This is a genomic window from Xanthobacter variabilis, assembly GCF_043831965.2.
Classification (GTDB): domain Bacteria; phylum Pseudomonadota; class Alphaproteobacteria; order Rhizobiales; family Xanthobacteraceae; genus Xanthobacter.
In genome coordinates, this window is record NZ_CM195533.1 from 2,232,237 (window position 1) to 2,251,495 (window position 19,259).

The 19,259-nt window shown below is 66.6% G+C and carries 16 protein-coding genes and 1 tRNA gene; 9 read left to right on the forward strand and 8 right to left on the reverse strand.

The genetic code is table 11. From position 1 onward, the window contains the following. Positions 1-235 precede the first annotated feature (235 nt). Positions 236-622, forward strand: a complete 387-nt coding sequence (locus V5F26_RS09655) for an SUF system Fe-S cluster assembly protein (RefSeq protein ID WP_234052492.1) — start codon at positions 236-238, stop codon at positions 620-622. A gap of 97 nt (positions 623-719) precedes the next feature. After that, on the forward strand, positions 720-1,151 hold the full coding sequence (locus tag V5F26_RS09660) for a VOC family protein (protein WP_394054513.1): 432 nt from the start codon (positions 720-722) through the stop codon (positions 1,149-1,151). Positions 1,152-1,242: 91 nt separating this feature from the next. Here the strand turns inward: V5F26_RS09660 and V5F26_RS09665 are convergent, their stop codons facing one another. Further along, positions 1,243-4,911 (reverse strand): bifunctional diguanylate cyclase/phosphodiesterase, encoded by a 3,669-nt coding sequence (locus V5F26_RS09665; RefSeq protein ID WP_394947910.1) that lies wholly within the window; start codon positions 4,909-4,911, stop codon positions 1,243-1,245. Positions 4,912-5,111: 200 nt separating this feature from the next. Between V5F26_RS09665 and V5F26_RS09670 the strand changes: the two genes are divergently transcribed. Beyond that, complete coding sequence (locus V5F26_RS09670) at positions 5,112-5,537, forward strand: HesB/IscA family protein (RefSeq protein ID WP_394947911.1); 426 nt, start codon at positions 5,112-5,114, stop codon at positions 5,535-5,537. A gap of 43 nt (positions 5,538-5,580) precedes the next feature. Continuing rightward, positions 5,581-5,668: transfer RNA gene (locus V5F26_RS09675), tRNA-Leu, on the forward strand. A gap of 318 nt (positions 5,669-5,986) precedes the next feature. On the opposite strand, the gene V5F26_RS09680 is transcribed toward V5F26_RS09675, so the two are convergent. Then, positions 5,987-6,925: a hypothetical protein gene (locus tag V5F26_RS09680; RefSeq protein WP_394947912.1), complete on the reverse strand. Its 939-nt coding sequence runs from the start codon at positions 6,923-6,925 to the stop codon at positions 5,987-5,989. A 252-nt stretch (positions 6,926-7,177) separates the two neighbouring features. Here V5F26_RS09680 and V5F26_RS09685 point away from each other — a divergent pair, with 252 nt between their 5' ends. Beyond that, positions 7,178-7,774 (forward strand): superoxide dismutase, encoded by a 597-nt coding sequence (locus V5F26_RS09685; RefSeq protein ID WP_234052489.1) that lies wholly within the window; start codon positions 7,178-7,180, stop codon positions 7,772-7,774. Between the two features lie 370 nt (positions 7,775-8,144). Then, positions 8,145-9,785: an ArnT family glycosyltransferase gene (locus V5F26_RS09690; RefSeq protein ID WP_234052488.1), complete on the forward strand. Its 1,641-nt coding sequence runs from the start codon at positions 8,145-8,147 to the stop codon at positions 9,783-9,785. A gap of 100 nt (positions 9,786-9,885) precedes the next feature. On the opposite strand, the gene V5F26_RS09695 is transcribed toward V5F26_RS09690, so the two are convergent. Both V5F26_RS09695 and V5F26_RS09700 read right to left on the reverse strand, forming a co-directional pair. After that, the gene (locus V5F26_RS09695; RefSeq protein WP_234052487.1) at positions 9,886-10,872 is read right to left on the reverse strand and encodes a zinc transporter ZntB; all 987 of its coding nucleotides are present in this window, start codon (positions 10,870-10,872) and stop codon (positions 9,886-9,888) included. 248 nt (positions 10,873-11,120) lie between these two features. Continuing rightward, positions 11,121-11,978: an amino acid ABC transporter substrate-binding protein gene (locus V5F26_RS09700; protein WP_234052486.1), complete on the reverse strand. Its 858-nt coding sequence runs from the start codon at positions 11,976-11,978 to the stop codon at positions 11,121-11,123. A 201-nt stretch (positions 11,979-12,179) separates the two neighbouring features. Between V5F26_RS09700 and V5F26_RS09705 the strand changes: the two genes are divergently transcribed. Genes V5F26_RS09705 through V5F26_RS09715 form a run of 3 tightly spaced genes read left to right on the forward strand, consistent with a single transcriptional unit; the run spans position 12,180 to position 14,775 of the window. Beyond that, on the forward strand, positions 12,180-13,181 hold the full coding sequence (locus V5F26_RS09705; protein WP_394947913.1) for an ABC transporter substrate-binding protein: 1,002 nt from the start codon (positions 12,180-12,182) through the stop codon (positions 13,179-13,181). Between the two features lie 10 nt (positions 13,182-13,191). Next, the gene (locus tag V5F26_RS09710; RefSeq protein WP_394947914.1) at positions 13,192-13,989 is read left to right on the forward strand and encodes an ABC transporter permease; all 798 of its coding nucleotides are present in this window, start codon (positions 13,192-13,194) and stop codon (positions 13,987-13,989) included. 3 nt (positions 13,990-13,992) lie between these two features. Then, a complete protein-coding gene (locus V5F26_RS09715; protein WP_394947915.1) occupies positions 13,993-14,775 on the forward strand; it encodes an ABC transporter ATP-binding protein in 783 nt (260 codons plus the stop codon). Positions 14,776-15,254: 479 nt separating this feature from the next. Here V5F26_RS09715 and V5F26_RS09720 read toward each other — a convergent pair whose 3' ends face one another. The 4 genes from V5F26_RS09720 to rfbB all read right to left on the reverse strand — a co-directional run bounded on the left by V5F26_RS09720 (position 15,255) and on the right by rfbB (position 19,215). Next, entirely contained in the window at positions 15,255-16,163 is a 909-nt protein-coding gene (locus tag V5F26_RS09720) for an NAD(P)/FAD-dependent oxidoreductase (RefSeq protein WP_234052482.1), read from the reverse strand. 194 nt (positions 16,164-16,357) lie between these two features. Beyond that, positions 16,358-17,134 (reverse strand): ferredoxin--NADP reductase, encoded by a 777-nt coding sequence (locus tag V5F26_RS09725; protein WP_394054500.1) that lies wholly within the window; start codon positions 17,132-17,134, stop codon positions 16,358-16,360. A gap of 132 nt (positions 17,135-17,266) precedes the next feature. Then, a complete protein-coding gene (gene rfbD / locus V5F26_RS09730; RefSeq protein WP_394947916.1) occupies positions 17,267-18,154 on the reverse strand; it encodes a dTDP-4-dehydrorhamnose reductase in 888 nt (295 codons plus the stop codon). Continuing rightward, positions 18,154-19,215, reverse strand: coding sequence for a dTDP-glucose 4,6-dehydratase (gene rfbB / locus V5F26_RS09735; protein ID WP_394947917.1), 1,062 nt, complete (start codon positions 19,213-19,215; stop codon positions 18,154-18,156). The genes rfbD and rfbB overlap by 1 nt, the downstream gene beginning before the upstream one ends. Positions 19,216-19,259: the final 44 nt, after the last annotated feature.

Here is a 19,259-nt window from a genome sequence, read left to right on the forward strand (position 1 = left end):
CTGAGCAGCACAATGGGCGTGAAGGCGTTGCATGCACGCCCATTTAGGCTGATATGAAAGAAGGCTTCCGGCCGCGTGGCGTGCGCCTTTTCCAGGGGTACGATGCCGGCCGAAGCCAGGTGCCTGACTCCCAAGGCCGTGGTGCCCGAGGCCGTTACACCAAAGTTCGACGTTTGGTCCCACATTTGGAAAACAGCCATTCCGGCGCCCGGCCCATGGCACAGGATGTGTTCGCATGACTGAGACCAAGGCTCACGCGGCAGTTCAGGAGACTGCCAACCTGCCGCAGATCCACTCATCCATTCCCGAGGCCGAGCTGGCCCGCCTCACCGACGGCATTGTCGATGCGCTGAAGACGGTGTTCGACCCCGAGATCCCGGTGGACATTTATGAGCTGGGCCTCATCTACAAGGTCGATATCGGCGACGACCGCGCCGTCGCGGTGGAGATGACGCTGACCACCCCCAATTGCCCCGCCGCCGCAGAGCTCCCCAGCATGGTGGAGAATGCCATTTCGGCGGTGCCCGGCGTCTCGGGCGTGAAGGTCGAAATCACCTTCGATCCGCCGTGGGACCAGGGGCGCATGTCCGATGAAGCGCGCGCCACCCTGAACTTGTGGTGAGCTGAGGCGTTTCCTGCCGGGAGCGCAGTCGGCGTTCCTGGTGGGATCCACGCTGTGTGAGGAGGCCGCGCCTCTTGTGGCGCGGTCCGAAAAGCCGATGCCGTTGAATGACATGGAGCGGCCGCCCGCACTCTCCGGCGTGCTGGAAACCGGCCTTTATGTGGATGATCTGGCGCGCGCGGCCGCCTTCTATGAAGGCGTGATGGGCCTTCGCCCCATGCGCGCCGATGCCCGCTTCATTGCCTATCCGGTGGGGCAGACGGTGCTGCTGCTGTTCAAGCGCGGGACCACGGACGCCGTCGTGGAGCTGCCGTTCGGCGGCTCCATTCCGCCCCATGACGGGGCCGGACGGCTGCATTTCGCCTTCGCCGTAGACGATGTGGAACCCTGGCGGCGGCACCTGGAGGCCAACGGCGTGGCCATCGAAGGCGAGGCGCGCTGGCCCAGGGGCGGGGTGAGCCTCTATTTCCGCGACCCCGACGGCAATCTGGTGGAGATTGCGAGCCCCGGCCTCTGGGACAATTATTGAACGCGCAACCGCCTAGGCAACCGGGGGCCGGGAATGGGGGCGATGGGGGCCCTTGCCCGGTGCCGCGCCCAGTCCCGGCGGGGACCGCCCCTCACAGGGCGGTCACGACCCCGTTCTCATCCTGCCCCAACTTGACCCGCTTGCCGGCGAAGCGCGCCTCGATCTCCGCCACGGGCAGGGGGCGGCTGAACAGGAAGCCCTGGCCGAGATCGCAGGAGCGATCCCGCAGGAAGGCGAACTGGGCGTCGGTCTCGATGCCTTCCGCAACCACCTGCAGGCCCAGCGCCTTGGCCACCGCGATGATGGCGACCGTGATTTCCCCATCGGCCACCGATCGGGGCAGATCGCGCACGAAGCTGCGGTCCACCTTCAGCTTGGAAATGGGGAAGCGCTTGAGATAGCCCAGCGAGGAATAGCCGGTGCCGAAGTCGTCGAGCGCGATGTGCACGCCCATCTGCGAGAGCTTCAGGCACTTCTGCTCGGCGGCGGCGCGGGCTTCGAACAGCATGCCTTCGGTGATTTCCACCTCCAGCCGCTCGGGCGGCAGGCCGGTGAGGCGCAGCACTTCCGACACCCGGTCGCACACGGATTCGCGGCTGAACTGGCGCGGTGAGAGGTTCACGCCCACATAGTCGCAGACGATATCCTTGCGCAGCCATTCCGCCATCTGGCGGCAGGCTTCCTCCATCACCCAGTCGCCCAGCGGCACGATGAGGCCGGTTTCCTCGGCGAAGGGAATGAACTGGTCGGGCGGCACAAGACCGCGCGAGGGGCTGCGCCAGCGCACCAGGGCCTCGACCGAGCGGATATGGCCGGTGGAGAGGTCCACGCAGGGTTGGTAGTGCAGCTCGAACTCCTTGCGCGCCAAGGCGCGGCGCAGCTCGGCCTCCATCTCGATGCGGGCCTTGGCGGACTGCGTGAGCTCCTGCGTATAGAAAGCGTAGGTGCCGCGTCCGTTGTTCTTGGCCTCGAACAGGGCTGAGTTGGCGTGCTGCACCAGCTTCTGCGCGTTGTCGGCATCCTGCGGGTAGAGCGAAATGCCGACGCTGGCGCCGACATAGACCTCCTGCCCGTCGGGAAAGACATAGGGCGCGGCGAGGGCGGTGATGATGGCGCTGGCGGTGGCGGCCGCATCCTGCGGGCCCTTGACCTCGTCCAGGATCACCAGGAACTCGTCGGCGCCATAGCGCCCCAGGGTGCCCGTGCCACGCAGCACGCCGTGCATGCGCGCCGCGGACATCTGCAACACCTGATCGCCGGCCACGTGGCCATAACTTTCGTTCACGGTCTTGAACCGGTCCAGGTCCACGCACAGCACCGCGCAGTGGGCGGCTGGGCGGATCACCGCATGGTCGAGCAGCGAAGCCAGGAGGGTTCGATTCGGCAGGTCGGTGAGCAGGTCGTAATGGGCGATGTGGTCCAGCTCGAACTCGGACCGCTTCATGGCCGTGATGTCGTGGAAGGCGCCGATATAGCTCTGGGGTGCCCCGTTCGCGTCGTAGACGGTGCTGATGACGAGCTGCTGAAGGAAGATCTCGCCATTCCGGCGGCGGTTCCAGATCTCGCCCTGCCAGCTGCCGTTCTGCCGGATGGCGTTCCACATCTTCTGATAGAAGGCGGCGTCGTGCCGGCCGGAGCGCATGACATGCATGTTCCGGCCAACCACATCGGCTTCGTCATAGCCCGTAATGCGGGTGAAGGAGGGGTTGACGGCCGAGATGGTGCCCTTGAGGTCCGTGACCACCAGCCCTTCGTGGGAGCTGACGAAAACCGCGGCCGCCAGCCGCAGGTGGCGCTCGGTGCCCTTGTTCTCCGTCTCGTCCGCCAGCATGCCCACCAGGCGTTCAACGGTGCCGTTCAAGTCACGCTTGGCGGAGCCGCGCAGGCGGAAGTCATGATAGGTGCCGTCGGTGTGGAGGATGCGCACGTCGGCCTGGAACTGGTCGTCATCGCCCCCGCGCAGCCGCCGCCAGGCGGCGCGGAACAGGCTGCGATCCTCCGGATGCAGCAGGTCGCGCCAGAGCTGCAGGAGGTCCAGCGGGGAGTCGGGCTCGCGGCCGAGCAGGGTGTAGCAGCGTTCGGAAAGATAGAGGCCGGGGCCCCGGCGGCGCCAATCCCATACGCCCTGGTCGGTGCTGGCCACCGCGAGCTCGAAGCGTTCCTGGCTTTCCAGCAGGGCGACCTCCTGGGCGCGTCGCACCGACATGTCCTGGGCAACGGTGATGAAATAGTCCGGCTCGCCCTCCGGGGTGCGGGCGAGGGAGGTGGTGCAGGCCAGCCAGATCTCGCTGCCATCCTTGCGGATGTGGCGCAGCTCGGTGTGCACGTTCGGCACGGCGCCGGCGACCAGGGATTGCCAGATGCGGATGTCGTCCGCGACCTCGTCGGGGCGGCGGACACGGCCATAAGGCTGGCCGCGCAGCTCCTCCTTTGTGTAGCCGAGCAGATCACACAGTGTCTGGTTGACGTGGAGAAACCGGTCGTCGAGGCCCACATGGGCGATGCCCACGGCCGCCTGTTCAAACGTGGAGCGGAAGCGAATTTCGGCGTGATCAAGGGCGCGCGCCTGGGCGACGATGCGTGAGGCGGCGCGGCGCTTGGCGGCCTCGGTGGCGGCGTAGCCGATGGCGAATGCCAGCATCAGCGACAGGCCCGCGACGGCGGTGGACAGGGCCGCGACCGTCTGTGCGTCGCCGAGTACCTCCTGCAGGTCGATCTTGGCGATCAGTTCGGCCCGCGTTCCCTCAACCGCGCGGCGGAAGGCGAGAACCGGCTGGCCAAGGTGATCCGTGCCGATACCAGGCTGGCCGCCGCCGGGCGTGACAGCGAAGTCATACACATGCTTGTCAACGATCTGCGACAGGGGGGCGGCATCAGAGCCGCGCTGCGGCGAGGCGATGACCCAGCGCCCCTCTCCGGCCGGGCGAATGAGGAAGACGTCGGTCGTGCGTGAGCCGGCGAGGGCACCGGTGAGGACCGGGAACAGGAATTGCGGCGCCGACGTCTCGGAAATCAGCGCGCCACGCACCGGCGCGGCCTGATCCGAACCGTCGATGATCGGCGCGAGGATGCCGGTTCGGATATCGCCTTCCCCCGCCTTCCACAGCGGGATGAGCACGGGGCGGCGGGTCTCCACGGCCTCGCGCAGCGCCCCGGCGAGATCCGGTGGCGGAAGGCCGGGCTCGCCGGTGTGGAAGAGGACCTGGCCGCTTGCGTCCAGGACGTTGAAGGCCAGGAAGTCGGCGGTATTGGTGGCGCGCTGCAGCATCGTGCGGGCGGCCGCGATATCCGCGCCGCCCTGGCGCAGGCGAGCGACGTCGGCCAGCACCGGAGCCGAGGCCAGCGCCTCGGTGGTCGTCATCCGCATGGTGCGCTGGCGGTTCAGCGTTCGGCTTTGAACCTCGGTGAGGCTGGCCAGATAGCGGCGGTTGTCATTGATCAGCCGCCGCGAGGTCATGTCATAGGTATAGGCGATGCCCGCCACCACGGCGATGCTGAGGGCAAGGGCCAGGACGGCCGCGTGCACCAGCTTCGGCCGGAAGGCCCTCTCTCCGGGATTGGCGCCGCGTACGCGCTGCAGCACCAGCAGCAGCAGGGGAGCCGAGAAGGCCAGGAACAGCGCGTTGCGATACGGCGACATCACGGCGGCCGTGTCGGCGCCGATCATGCGGGCGAGGAACACCTCGGGAAACAGCAGCCAGATGCCGGCGATGGCCACATAGGCAATCGTCAGGCCCAGGTTTTGACTGCGAATAAGCATCTCGAACTCTCGAACGGGACGGTCGGCGCCCGACTGGTGAAAGTGGGCGCGGTAGGCCCGCGGGGGACAGGAAACGGGCCTTTTAGCGTGCCGGGCGGGGCGTCGTCACGCAGAAGGGCAGCCTTGTGGGAAGCTGCGGCAGGCCCCATGTACGGTCACAGAGGCGCCCCAACATGCGAGGCGCGAACCGGAGTGTGTTCATGACAGAGGTTTCTCCGCCAGCCGAGGGGCAAGCCCCGTCACTTGAAGCCAAGCGCTCACGTCCGCCCGTTCTCCGCATCACAGACGCCGCCGCCGCGCGCCTGAAAGAACTCTTGTCCAACGCCGAACGGCCCGGCGCGGCAGTACGACTCGGCGTTGCCAACGGTGGCTGCGCGGGCATGTCGTACACGATGGACTATACCAATGATATCGGCGCGTTGGATACCGTCGTCGAAGAGAAAGGCGTGCGCGTCGTGATCGATCCGAAGGCGCTGCTGTTCCTTCTGGGAACCGAAATGGACTTTAAAGTGGACAAGTTGTCCGCACAGTTTGTCTTCAACAACCCGAATCAGGTTTCTTCCTGTGGTTGTGGCGAATCGGTTTCTTTGACACCGGCAGACGTTTCGGCTTACACGCCGAGCTGATCCCGCTTTACGGATCTCGGTTCGGTTCAAGATCGTTCGCGCGGTGGGCGTGGCGAAACTGGTAGACGCAAGGGACTTAAAATCCCTCGCCTTTGAAAGGCTTACGGGTTCGATCCCCGTCGCCCACACCAGCCGGGAAACGACTGCCGCGCGGCGGCGCTGCTCGGCTGGCCTACTCTCATCGGCTTTAATGCAACGCGATCGGCGCGAGGCGAGTTTCGCCGCAGGGTTGTTCGGCGCGGGCAGACCTGCACGCGGCCAGCACGGCGGAACGCAGCGGATCGTGGTCTGAGGCATGCCGAATACGCAGGTCGGTTCTGCGTATTTCTGCCTGAAGAACAGCTGCGTACTGCGCCTTTGAACGCGCCTTCGTTTGCCGCCCCGCCGCTGCCGGCGGGCGCCCGCCGGCAGCGGCGGGAACCTCACGACACAGCTATGCGGATTCGCGATCAGCGCATCTGGTGGGCCCGGGCCACGTGGTCCCGCAGCTCCTGCAGGGAGGCGAAGCGGACCACGCCATCGGGCAGCTCGGCCTGGATCGAGCCATCGGAATAAAGGGTGTAGGCCATCCCTCCGACGATGCCCGACTTCAGGACCCGTGGTTCTTCCGAAGTGGCGGGTGCTTCCTGCTCGGCTTCGGGAGCCGGGGCCGAGGGGCCGCGCGCATCTGCCGCGCGCTGGGGAGGCTCATAGCCCGTCTGCGGCCGGGGCGGCGTTGCCGGCTGTTCCGGCTCAGCCGCCGGAGCTGCTTCGCCACGGCGTTCCAGACGTTCGCGGCGCGCCTGCTGCATGGGGTCGACCGGCTGCGGCCCGCGAGGCTGCGGTCCACGCGGGGGAATGGGCGCGCGAGCAGTGGGTTCCGCTGTCGCGGTTTCGGCCGGCGGGGCTGCCTCTTCCGAATGACGTGGCGCGCGCAGGTCCGGTGCGCGCAGGTCCGGCTTGCTCCGTTCGCGCACGGGGGGCAGTCGGGCCTCGCTCGGCGCCCGCGGCGCGTTCTCCGCGACGGGTTCTTCTTCGGCAGCGGGGCCCGGCTCGCTGGCGGGTGCCGGCTGCTCGGTGTTCCGGGCTGCCGGGAAGGGCAGGGGGCCGGCGCGGCGCTGACCGGGAAGGGGCGCTTCGGCCTCGGCCTCGCTCTCCATCTGCTCATCGGACGACTTTTCCTCGACGCGGCCCCGCTCGATGGCGGTCTCGATGCGCTGGGAAAGCCGCTCCATCTGCCGCAGCACCAGGCCCATGGCGGTGATGACGAAGCCGCCCGAGGCCGCCACCGCACCGGTGGTGATGAGGGTGTTGCCGAAGGTGGAGACAAAAATGGAAATGCCGAGCGCGATGACCGAAAGGCCGGCGAGCGCGATCAGTATGCCGAGAAGGACTAGAAACCACCACATCCCGCTACCCCATTACGCTGTGCCCGCTTCGAATCCTAAACGAGGATCCGGTGGCGGGCCGCCCCTTTTGCCATCCAACGCCATGTTACGCCAGAGCGGCGCCGCACCCAGAAAATTGGCGAGATCAAGGTTGTATGCAGCCCGACCCCGCCCTATCTATTCGCAGCTCGGTCGCTCCGCATCTTCCCGCGCTCCCGCGGGGACCTGCGATCTGGCGCCGAGTTCGTGCCGGATCGTTTGCGGAGATGTTTCATGTCCTTTACGCTGCCCGACCTGCCGTACTCCTACGACTCTCTCGCGCCCTACATGTCTCGCGAGACCCTGGAGTACCATCACGACAAGCACCATCTTGCTTATGTCAATAATGGCAACAATCTCCTAAAGGGAACTGAATTTGAAGGAAAATCCCTCGAGGAGGTGGTGAAGGGCGCCTACGGCAAGAATGCGGGCCTCTTCAACAATGCGGGTCAGCACTACAACCACCTGCATTTCTGGAACTGGATGAAGCCCAATGGCGGTGGCGCCATCCCCGGTGAGCTCGAGAAGAAGATCATCGAGGACATCGGCTCGGTCGAGAAGTTCAAGGAAGACTTCATCGCCGCCGGCACCACGCAGTTCGGCTCCGGCTGGGCCTGGCTTTCGCTGAAGGACGGCAAGCTCGAGGTCACCAAGAGCGCCAACGGCGAGAACCCGCTGATCCACGGCGCCACCCCCATTCTCGGCGTCGACGTGTGGGAGCACTCCTACTACATCGATTACCGGAACCGTCGGCCCGACTACCTGAAGGCCTTCATCGACCACATGGTCAACTGGGAGTATGTGGCCGAGCTTTACAGCAAGGCCGTCTGACCTCTCGGGACGATGGATGGGCGCGCTCTGGCCGGGAGCCGGGGCGCGCTGTTCCGTAGCCGGATACTTTATTCATTGCCGTCTCTCGTGGCCGATCTTCTGGGTCGGCTATTTTTTATGCGGCTAACGTTTCGTTGCGAGAATATTGTTTTAGATAACGTAACGGCTTGCCCCTGGGCGATGTGCAAAATGCCTTAATTGTGGCGCCGGTCGGCATAATCTTGTTGCAGTTCCAAGCTAGCCGTCTTTATCTGCGCTTGCATTCGCGACCGAGGCCGTGACCGCGCCGAGGGCTTGCCCGACGGCGAACATTGCTGCCGGTAGGCGGGTGGACGCTCCCTTCAGGTGTCTCGTTTGGGGTCCTCCGTTCATGTGGGTGTTGCCTGACAGCCGGCGGCCGGGCGCGATCGCCGACGCCTGCTCCATCGCTCTTCTGGTGCTGCTCGCGGCCATCGCCGCGCTGACCTTCTCCGACTACGGGCTGGGGTGGGACGACTTCACCCACTCGCAATATGGCGATCTGCTGTATCAGTATTTTGCGTCTGGCATGACGCAGCGGAAGGTCTTTTCCTTCGTCAACCTGTATTATTACGGCGGCGGCTTCGATCTGCTGTCGAACATGCTGTCGCGGGTGCTGCCGGTGGATGTGTTCGACATTCGCCGCTTCATGGGCGCCGTGGTGGGTGTGGCCGGGTTCGTGCTGGTGTGGCGCATCTCGCGCCGGCTCGCCGGGCCGGTGGCGGGATTTGCCGCCATCGCGCTTCTGGCTATCTGCCCGCTGTACTACGGCCATATGTTCATGAACGCGAAGGATGCCCCCTTCGCGGTGGCGGTGGCGGGCCTGATTTACGGCACGGTGCGGGCGTTCGACGAATTCCCCAATCCGACCCCGCGCACGGTGGGCCTGTTCGGCCTTTTCCTCGGCCTTGCCGTGGGCACCCGTGTGGTCGGCATCATGACCGGCATTTATATCCTGACCGCGATCTGCTTCCTGTTTGCCCTCACCTGGCGCCGGGAAGGGCTGAGCGCTAGCGCCAAGCAGGTCGGCCGCTTTGTGTTGCTGCTGTCGCTCGGGCTGCCGCTGGCCTATTTCGTGCTGGGCGTGGTGTGGCCGTGGGGCGTCGCGGAGCCGGCTAACCCCTTCTACGCGCTCAAATATTATTCGAAGTTCTGGGAAGTACCCTGGCGCGAGATGTTCGAGGGCCGGCCGATCCTGGTTCCGGACATGCCGCGCAGCTATGTGCCGACACTGTTTTCAGTGCAGATGCCGGAGCTGTTCCTCACCCTCACTCTGGCGGGTGCCGCCAGTGCGTTGGTGGCGGTGTTCGCCGGGCGTGATACGCCGGCGCGCCGGGCCCGGCTCATCGTGGTGCTGATGGCGGCGCTGTTCCCCATTCTGCTGGTCGTGACCACGCGGCCCGTCGTCTATAATGGCATCCGCCATTTCGTGTTCATTTCGCCGGCGCTCGCCATTCTCGGCAGCCTCGCGGCGGGGTGGGCCTGGGAGAAGGTGGGGCGGCTGGCGAAGGCGCGGCGGGTTGCCGTTGTCCGCGGCGCGCTCGCGACGGTGTTCGCGGTGGGCATTCTGCTGCCCGCCGCCAGTTTCTATCAGCTACACCCTTACGAATATACCTATTACAACCACATTGTCGGCGGCATCAAGGGCGCCGAGAAGATGTTCATGCTCGATTATTGGGGCCTGGCCTTCAAGCAGGCGACCGAGGAGCTGGACGAATATGTGGAGGCCCACCGCCACAGCCTGCCCCAGGGGCGCAAGCTGCGGGTGGCGGTGTGCGGCCCGCGCTTCGCGGCGGCGGCGGAGCTGGGGCCGCGGTACGAGGCCACCTATGACAGCCAGACCGCCGATTTCTATCTGGCGCTGGGTGAGTTCTACTGCGCCGATGTGAAGGCGCCGGTGCTGGTCAAGGTGGAGCGCGACGGCGTCACCTACGCCCGGGTGTTCGATGTGCGCGGGCGGCCGTTCCCAAGCGTGTTCGCGGCCGGCCAGTAACGTGTGGCACCGCGCCATCGCCCGCTGCGGAAAAAGGCGGGCGATGGCGCTAGCCGTTTGCTGATGCGCGCTCCGCCGGCTGGTTCGTGGAGGTTGGTTCTCAGATCCAGCGCAGGCGGCGGAAAGCCCAGAAAAAGAACATTCCGAGGGCGATCAGGATCACCGTGACGATCCAGAAGCCCTCGCCGTCCTGCGAGCCGGGTATACCGCCCACATTCATGCCGAACATGCCGGAAATGAGGGTGAGCGGGGCAAACACCACGGTCACCACCGCGAGCACCAGCATGGATTGGTTCATCTGCTCGGCCCGCCGGTCCACCATCTGGTCGCGGATGACGGCCGCACGCTCGCGCACGCTGTCCAGCTCTTCGGTGAAGCGGGTCACGCGGTCGGCGGCGTCGCGCAGGCGGTTGCGATCCTTGGGGCCGAGCCAGTCGTCGTCTTCCAGCGAAAAGTGGTTGAGCGCCTCGCGCTGGGGGGCGATGTGGCGGCGCAGCTTGATGGCCACGCGGCGCAGCACCGCCACCTTGGGCAGCAGCACGGAGCTTTCCGTCTTCTCGACACTGTCCTCAAGGTCGTCGGCTTCATCGATGAGGCTGTTCACCACCGCGTCCAGCCGGTCCACAAGGCGCATGGAAAGCTCGGCTACGAACTCGCCCTGGGTGCGCGGGCAGCGGCCGCGTTTCAGCATGTCCTCATAATCGGCGATGGCCGACAGCGGCTCGTGCTGCACGGAGATGATGCGCTTGACGTCCACCCAGAGATGGACGGTGATCAGCTCTTCCGGTAGCGCGTTGCGCTGGAGGTTGATGCCGCGCAGCGAGAGCAGGGCGCCATCCGCGAACACGGCGCAGCGCGGCCGGGCTTCCGCCTCCACCAGGGCCTCGACCGCGGAGGGGTCGATGCCGGAGGTCTGGCGCAGCCAGGTTTGGGGCATGCGCTCGATGTGCCGGAAATGGAGCCAGAGGAAGCCCCCCGCCGGCACGGGATTGGGCTGCTGCAGGTCGTGCCAGGAGATGGGCACTCCGGCCCCCTTGCCGTCGAAGGACCAAGCGGAGAGCAGGCCTTCAGCTTCAAGAGCGTTCATGGGCAATCCGTGTGGCAATCTGTGTCGGAGCGCGATGCTTCCGCCCTTCCTGGCACGATTGCGCGACGCAAGAAAGTCGCTCCCGCAAGGGAGGGGGCGGGCTTTGCCCGGATTTTCCCGCGCTGTGTCCTCGGGCCAAGGGCGCGCCGGACTGTTTCGGTGCCTCAAGGGCGCTCGGAAACAGCCGATCCCTTTGCGTTGATGGGTTTCCTTCGTGCGAGCCGGATCCCACCTCGCTCAAGAACACCCTATCGCGGCACGCCATTGATGACGAACAGCGCGTTCAGGAACTGGTCCGGCGGGAACTTGCCGAAGGTGCGCGCATAGATGTCGCGGATGCGCTCGGTGCGATAAAGGTCGGCCAGGGTGGTGTCCACCAGCAGGCGGAAGGCCTGATCGCCCCGCGGCAGGGCCAGGGCATAGGTCTCGAAGGTGAAATACTGGTCCGAAAGGGCCAGCTTGCCGGCATAGGGGCTGTTGGTGATGAGGTAATATAGGATGCCGCGATCACCGAAATAGGCGTCGAGCTTGCCGTCCGCCAGCATCTTCAGCCCCTCGGGGTGATCGTTCACGGCGACCACGTCGGCCTTCACATGCATTTGGCCGAGGGTGGTGCGCAGGGTTTCCTCGGTGGTGGTACCCTTGAGCACGCCCACCTTGCGCCCGGAAAGATCCTCCAGCCCCTTCACCGGCGTGCCACGGGTAACGACGCTGGCGCCGTCAATGAAGGTGGGGAGGGAGAAGTCGACCATGGCGCGGCGCGACATGGTCATGGAGCTGGGCTCGCACAGAATGTCCACCCGCCCGTCCCGCACGGCCTCGAATCGGTCGTCTGCGGAAACCTTCACATATTCGATGTTCAGCTTGGGCAGCTTGAGCGCCTTCTTCACACCGGCCGCGACCTCGCGGCAGAGGTCCACGATGTAGCCCGCGGGCTGGCCGTCGGCGGCGGAATAGGAATAAGGCGGGGCGAAGTGGCGGTAGCCGATGCGGAAGGTCTGGTTCTGCGTCACGCGCTCCAGCGTTTCCGCGGCCGCCGGAAACAGAGCCGCCGGTGCCAGCAGCGCCAGCGCAAGAGCCATCAGCCGCACACGAAGTGCCCGCATCCTTTTCCCCCCTCGTCCTGCCAGATCGAACAGCGGGGGGATGCTGCCATCGTACCGGCAAAAAGGCCACCCGTGTCGGCGCGACGGGCGCGACATCTCGCCGGGCTCGGCCTGCGTGAAGTCCCCGAGTGGCTCGTGTTATATTTACAGGTATATAGGATGCGCTCCAGCTTGAGCGGGACTTTTCAGGGGACGGGTTTCATGACCGCATTGCTTTCGCGCCGGCAGATGCTGAACGCCTTCGCTGCTTCCGGCCTGGCCGCCTTTGGTGCTGGCTCCCTGCCGCGCGCCTTCGCCAAGCCCGCCGAGGGGCTTGAGATTCTGGGCGCGCCCAATGGCTCCACCATCGTTCTGGTGCGCCTTTTGGCCTCGGGCGGCTTGAATGCCGCCGCGCCCGGCGCCACCTTCCGCCTCTGGCGCGATACGGATGATCTGCGCGCTGCCATCGTTTCCGGCCGCACCCGGCTTTTCACCACGCCCACCCATGTGCCGGCCAATCTGGCCAATCGCGGCATGCCGCTGAAGCTGTTCGCCATTCTGTCCATGGGCCATCTGTTCGTCGTCAGTGCCGATGCGGGCATCAAGAGCCTAAAGGATCTGGCCGGCAAGGAAGTGCTCGGCTTCTTCCGCAACGATATGCCGGACCTGGTGTTCCGGGCCTGCCTGAAGGGTGCGGGCATCGATCCGGACAAGGACCTCAAGCTCACCTATGTGCAGACGCCCATGGAGGCGGCCCAGCTGCTGGCCGCCGGGCGCGCGACCACCGCCGTGCTCTCCGAGCCGCCGGCCACCGCGGCCATCATGATGGCGAAGAAGGCCGGCAAGGACCTCTATCGCGCCGTGAACCTGCAGGAGGTTTGGCGCGAGCAGCACAACGGGCTCGGCCTGCCCATGGCGGGCATCGCCGTGCATGAAAAGCTGATTGAGGAAAATCCGGAGGTGATGGAGGCCATGCGCACCGGTCTCGTCCCGGCGAAGGACTGGGTGCTGGCGAACAAGGCCGCCGCCGGCGAGCTGGCCCAGGAAAAAATGGGCATGAAGGCCCCCATCTTTTCCGCCTCGCTCGACTATTTCAACGTGGTCGCCACCGGCGCGAAGGATCTGAAGCCGGGCCTCGTCGCCTTCTACGAGACCATTCTCTCCATGCAGCCGGAAGCCCTGGGCGGCAAGCTGCCGCCCGACGACTTCTACCTGAACATGTGAGGCGGCGGGCATGTGTGCCTCCTCCCTCAAGTCAGGCGCGGTGCGCTGGGGCTGGGGTGCCCTTGGCGTGCTGCTGCTGCTCGCGGCCTGGCAGTGGGGCTACTATGCGCTCGGGCCGTTCGTGCTTCCCTCGCTGCAGACGACGGGTGAGGCCATCGTGCGGCTGTTCGCGGAAGGGCTGGCGCTGCCGGCCCTGGCCGCCACCGCCGGCCACGCCCTCAGCGGCTTCCTCGTTGGAGGGGCCGTGGGGCTCACGCTGGGGCTGCTCGGCGGGCTGTTCGTCCCCATCGGCGCGATGACGGCGCCGGTGCTCACCATGATTCTTGGCACGCCGCCCATCGCCTGGGTGGTGCTGGCGCTGCTCTGGTTCGGCCCGGGCGGTGGCGCGCCGGCGTTCACGGTGGCGGTGACGGCCGCCCCCATCGTGTTCCTGGCGGCGGTGCAGGGCGTGCGTAGCCTTGATCCGCGCCTGCAGGAGATGGCGCGGGTGTATCGCGCCCCGGTGTGGCAGCGCGCCACCGATCTGATCCTCCCGTCGCTGGCGGACCATTTGGTGCCCGCCTTCGCCACGGCGCTCGCCTTTTCCTTCAAGGTCGCGGTGATGGCGGAGGTGCTGAGCGGCGCGGACGGTGTTGGCGGCGGCATTGCCGATGCGCGCGCCTATCTCGATCTCGGGGAAACCATGGCCTGGATCGTGCTGGTGGTGGTGTTCCTGCTCTGCGCCGATGCCGTGCTTCTGGCGCCGCTGCGGGGGTGGCTGGCCTCCCGCAACGGCTCGGGCGCGGCGGTTTCCGTGGCGGGAGGATGAACCATGCTGAGTCTTGAAGGGGTTCGCCTCGCCTTCGCCGATGGCGTGGTGCTGGAGCGCATTGATCTGCAGGTGCGTCCGGGCGAGCTGGTGGTGCTGATCGGCCGCTCGGGCTGCGGGAAAACCACGCTGCTGCGTCTGGCGGCCGGAGCCCAGATGCCGAGCGCGGGCATTTTGCGCAACGGTTTTTCCAACCCCACCATGGTGTTTCAGGAGCCGCGTCTGCTGCCCTGGGCCGACGCGCTGGACAATGCCGCCTTTGGCCTGAAGGCGCGCGGGGTGAGCCGGCTGGCGCGCCGCGCGGCGGCGGCGGAAATCCTGATGCGGTTCGGCTTCAGCGAAGCCGATCTCGGGAAGCGCCCCGCAGCTCTTTCGGGGGGCATGCAGCAGCGCGTTGCCATCGCACGTGCCTTGGCGGTGTCGCCGGACCTGGTGCTGATGGACGAGCCGTTTTCAGCCCTCGATGTGGGGTTGCGGCAGGAGCTGCAGGCGCTGGTGCGGCGCGAAGTGGAGCGGGCGGGCACGGCCGTCCTGTTCGTGACCCATGATCTGGCGGAGGCTGTGCGCCTGGCGGACCGCATCGTGGTGCTGTCCTCCCGCCCCTCGCGCGTGGCGGCGGAGATGGTGCAGGCCCCGGTGAGCGAGGCGGGCGACATCTATGCCGCCGCCGCCGCCCTCATGCGACAGCCCGAGGTGGCCGCCGCGCTCGCGGCTCCCATTCCTGCGGTGCGGACGACCCGTGAGCCGGAGCTGGCCGGGGATGCGGTGGCTGTCCCGGGAGAATAAAGCCTCTCCTGATCGCGCCTCTCTTGGCGCAGTGACCTGCTTCGCCTGAAGAGAATGCTTTCATCTCAACAGGCGACCGCGGTGGCCCGATCCCGCGATGTTGGGTGATGCGCAGGCCTGCTTCCGGCCCGCGCCCAGGGGCGGCCCATCTCTGGGAGGGGCTGACCGGGGGCGCCGGGACCGGGACGGCAGGACTGGCTTGGGGCAGGATTGGGTCGGCCGCTCTGGCTCGGGCGCTTGTCGGAAGAGGTCGCGCGCCTGATGGTCGAGGGGCGTTCGGGGATCCGCTTGCGGTGCGCGCAGGTCGCCTTCCGCAGCGATCGGCAGCCGGTCGGCACGGTGTGGTCGGCGGGATGAGGCGACGTGCTTCAGCGGACTTCAGTTTTCCGGGACATGCCGAAGCGCTCTATCCGTGTGTTTGTAAGGGCTTCCGCGCGACCCTGCTCCCGCTTCGCGCGGAAGCGGGTCATCTGCCGGCGTCAATCCAGGCGGCGGCTGGCGTGCACACGCTCCACGAAACGGGCGACGGCGTCTTCTTCCAGGCTGCGCTGGATGGCTTTTGCCGCAACCACGCCATCGGCCATGGAGGTCACACAGCACGGGTGCATGCGCTGGGCGATCTCGCCGACCGCATAGAGATTGGGGATGGAGGTCTGGCAGTCGGCATCGGTCTCGACGAAGCCGCGCGCGGTGCGGGCGAGGTCGAGATGGTGGGCGTAGGGCAGGTAGGGCTCCCAGCCATAGAGCACCACCAGCCGGTCATAGATGCGGTCCGCCACTGCGGGGCGCTCAGGCTCCACATGGTAGGTGCCGATGCGCACGTCGTTCGCGGGCACCTTTTCCAGAAACTCCCGGCGGGCGCGGATGGTGCGGGCATAGATGTGCACCGCTGCCGCGCCGCGCTTGCGCACGAAAATGTAGTTTTCGAAGGCGTTGTCGCCGCCGCCCAGAATGGCGATCTCCTGGCCGTCGAAGTCGGCATTGAACATGGTGCGGCCAGGACCGATCAGCACCTGGTCGGAGGCGGCAAGCCCGCCTTTCACCGGACGCACGCCGGTGGCGAGCACCGCGGACCGCGCGAAAATCATGGCGCCGCCGGTGGTGGTGACGCGGAAGCCGTCCTGGATCACATCGAGCGCGCTCACCGCCTCGCCGAGCCGGCAGACGATGTCCTGGGCCAGGATCTGGCGATGAATGTCCGCCGCCACCTCGTAGCCGGTGCGGTTGGGGGCGGAGGCGATCCACTCATTGGGATAGGGGTTGTCGTTCTGAAGGCCGCCCAGGGTGGGGCGGCGCTCCACGAGGCAGGGGCGGAAGCCCAGCATCTTCAGCCACAGGGCGCAGGAGGCGCCGGCCGGTCCGCCACCTATGATGACCGCATCAAACATGCCTGCCTTCGTCCCCGAGCCCCCGGGATTGTGGTGGACCGCCGCCGCCGGCCGCATGGCCCGCCGAAGCGCGCTGGCCCCTCGGCATTAGGGCGGCTCCGGCAGGCGAAGGCAAGGGCGGCCGGCAAGGGCGGCCGGCAAGGGCGGCCGGCAAGGGTGTGGCCGACAAGGGGGCCGACAGGGCCCCGGCCGCCTCAGCGCTCGACGAAGGCCTTCTCGATCACATAGTGACCGGGCTCCGACTGGCTGCCTTCCTTGAAGCCGCGCGCCTCCAGCAGGGCCACCGTGTCCTTCAGCATGGCCGGGCTGCCGCAGAGCATCATGCGGTCCTCTTCCGGCGAGATCACCGGCAGGCCGATATCGGAAAACAGCTTGCCGGAGGTGATGAGGTCCGTCAGCCGGCCCTGGTGGCGGAACGGCTCGCGCGTCACGGTGGGGTAATAGATGAGCTTCTTCTTCACCTCTTCGCCGATATATTCGTTGTTCGGCAGTTCCTTCGTGAAGAAGTCCTCGTAGGCGAGCTCGGCTACCGTGCGGGTGCCGTGAATGAGGATGATCTTCTCGAAACGCTCATAGGCGTCCGGATCCTTGGTCACGGAGAGGAACGGGGCGAGGCCGGTGCCGGTGGAAAGCAGATAAAGCCGCTTGCCGGGCAACAAATTGTCCTGGATCAGCGTGCCGGTGGGCTTGCGGCCGACCAGGATCTTGTCGCCCACCTTCAGATGCTGAAGGCGGGAGGTGAGGGGGCCGTCCTGCACCTTGATGGAGAAGAACTGAAGGTCTTCCTCATAATTGGCGCTGGCCATGGAATAGGCGCGCAGCAGCGGGCGACCGTCCACCATCAGGCCGATCATGGTGAACTGGCCATTGAGGAAACGGAATCCGGGATCGCGGGTGCAGGTGAAGGTGAAGAGCCGGTCCGTCCAGTGGTGGACGCTCTTCACGGTTTCCTCGTTGAAATTGCTGCTCATCTCAAAGTCCGGAACGGCGAGCCCGCAGAGGCCGCCACGCCGGCGGAGACCTGGGCTGCATCGATAAAATCGCGCCGCACCCTACAAGATGCGGGCGGTGCGAAAAAGTGCGACGGCGTGTCCGCGCCTCCCTCAGGAGGCGGCGGCCGGCGCGAGAAGGGTGTCCACCACCTCCGCCACACGCTGCTGCCAGGGCGCGGCCCTGAGGCCGAAGGTGCGCTGGAACAGGTCGCTGGCAAGCCGGGAATTGGCGGGCCGCTTGGCGGGGGTGGGGTAGTCTGCGGTGGTGATGGGCGCCACTTCGGGCACCTTGCCTAGGCGCGGGCCCGCCGCGCGCACGATCTCGGCCGCGAAATCATGCCAGGTGGTCGCCCCGTCCCCGGCGAAATGATAGGTGCCCCAGCGGGCATCCTCTCCCATGGCCGCCTGCGCCGCCGTCAGCAGCGCTTCCGCAAGGTCATATGTGGCGGTGGGGCAGCCGTGCTGGTCGGCGACGATGGTCAGCCGTTCGCGCTCGCGCGCAAGGCGCAGCACCGTCTTCAGGAAATTGTGGCCATGGGCGCCATAGACCCAGGAGGTGCGCACGATGATGTGCCGCTCCGCCGCCGAGCGCACGGCCGCCTCGCCGGCCGCCTTGGTGCGGCCATAGACGCCCAGCGGCGCCACCGGGTCCTGCTCCACATAGGGCGTGGCCTTGGTGCCGTCGAAAACATAATCGGTCGAAACATGGATGAGCGGCGTGCGATAGCGCGCGCAGCGCTCGGCGATGTGGCCGGGGGCGAAGGCATTGATGCGCGCCGCCAGCTCTGGCTCGCTCTCGGCCTTGTCCACGGCGGTATAAGCGGCGGTGTTTATCACCACGTCGGGGCGCTGCGCCTCCATGGCGCGGGCCACGGCCGCCGGGTCACAGATGTCGAGGGCGGTGTGGTCGAGCCCGATGAGCTCCACCTCCCTTTTGGCCGCGTGTTCCGTGATCTCGCGGCCGAGCTGGCCGCCGGCGCCGAGCAGCAGAATGCGCATCAGGAGGCCTTTTCCGCGGGAGTGAGACCGAGCCGCTGGCCCTGGTAGCGCTGGCGCAGCGGTTCCCACCAGGCGCGGTTGTCGAGGTACCATTGCACGGTGCTGGCAATGCCGCCCTCGAACGTGTGGCGCGGCGACCAGCCGAGCTCGCGCTGGAGCTTCGAGAAGTCGATGGCGTAGCGCGCATCATGGCCGGGTCGGTCGGTGACGAAGCGGATGAGCCGCTCACGCGGGCCGGCGGGGTCGGGCACGTTGGCGTCGAGGGTGGTGCAGATGGTGCGCACCACATCGATGTTCCGCCGCTCGCTGGCGCCGCCCACATTGTAGCTCTCGCCGGGCCGTCCGCGGGTGGCGATGATGAACAGCGCCTCCGCGTGGTCCTCCACATAGAGCCAGTCGCGCACATTCTCGCCGGTGCCGTAGACGGGCAGCTCCGCGCCGTCGAGCGCGTTGAGGATCACCAGCGGGATGAGCTTTTCCGGGAAGTGGTAGGGCCCGTAATTATTGGAGCAGTTGGACATCACCGCCGGCAGCCCATAGGTGTGGTGCCAGGCGCGGACCAGATGGTCCGAAGCCGCCTTGGAGGCGGAATAGGGCGAATTGGGCGCATAGGGCGTGTCCTCGCGGAACAGGCCCTCCGGTCCCAGGCTGCCGAACACTTCGTCCGTGGAAATGTGGTGGAAGCGAAAGGCCGCCTTGGCCGCCTCCGGCAGCGCGCGCCAGTAGTCCAGAACCTCCTGGAGCAGCGTGAAGGTGCCGACCACATTGGTATTGATGAAGGCGGCGGGCCCGTCGATGGAGCGGTCGACATGGGACTCGGCCGCCAGATGCATCACCAGATCCGGGCGGAACTCGGCAAGGGCGGCGCGCACGGCGGCCGCATCGCAGATGTCCGCCTTCAGGAAGCGGTGGCGCGGATTGTCCTTCACCGGCTCCAGTGAAGCAAGATTGCCGGCATAGGTCAGCTTGTCGAAGGTCAGCGCCTCGTGCCCGAGGCCCACCACATGCCGCACCACCGCCGAGCCGATGAAGCCCGCGCCACCCGTGATCAGAACCCGCATCTTGCCTTCACGTCCGTTGTTGGCTGGCGCTCCTATACATCATC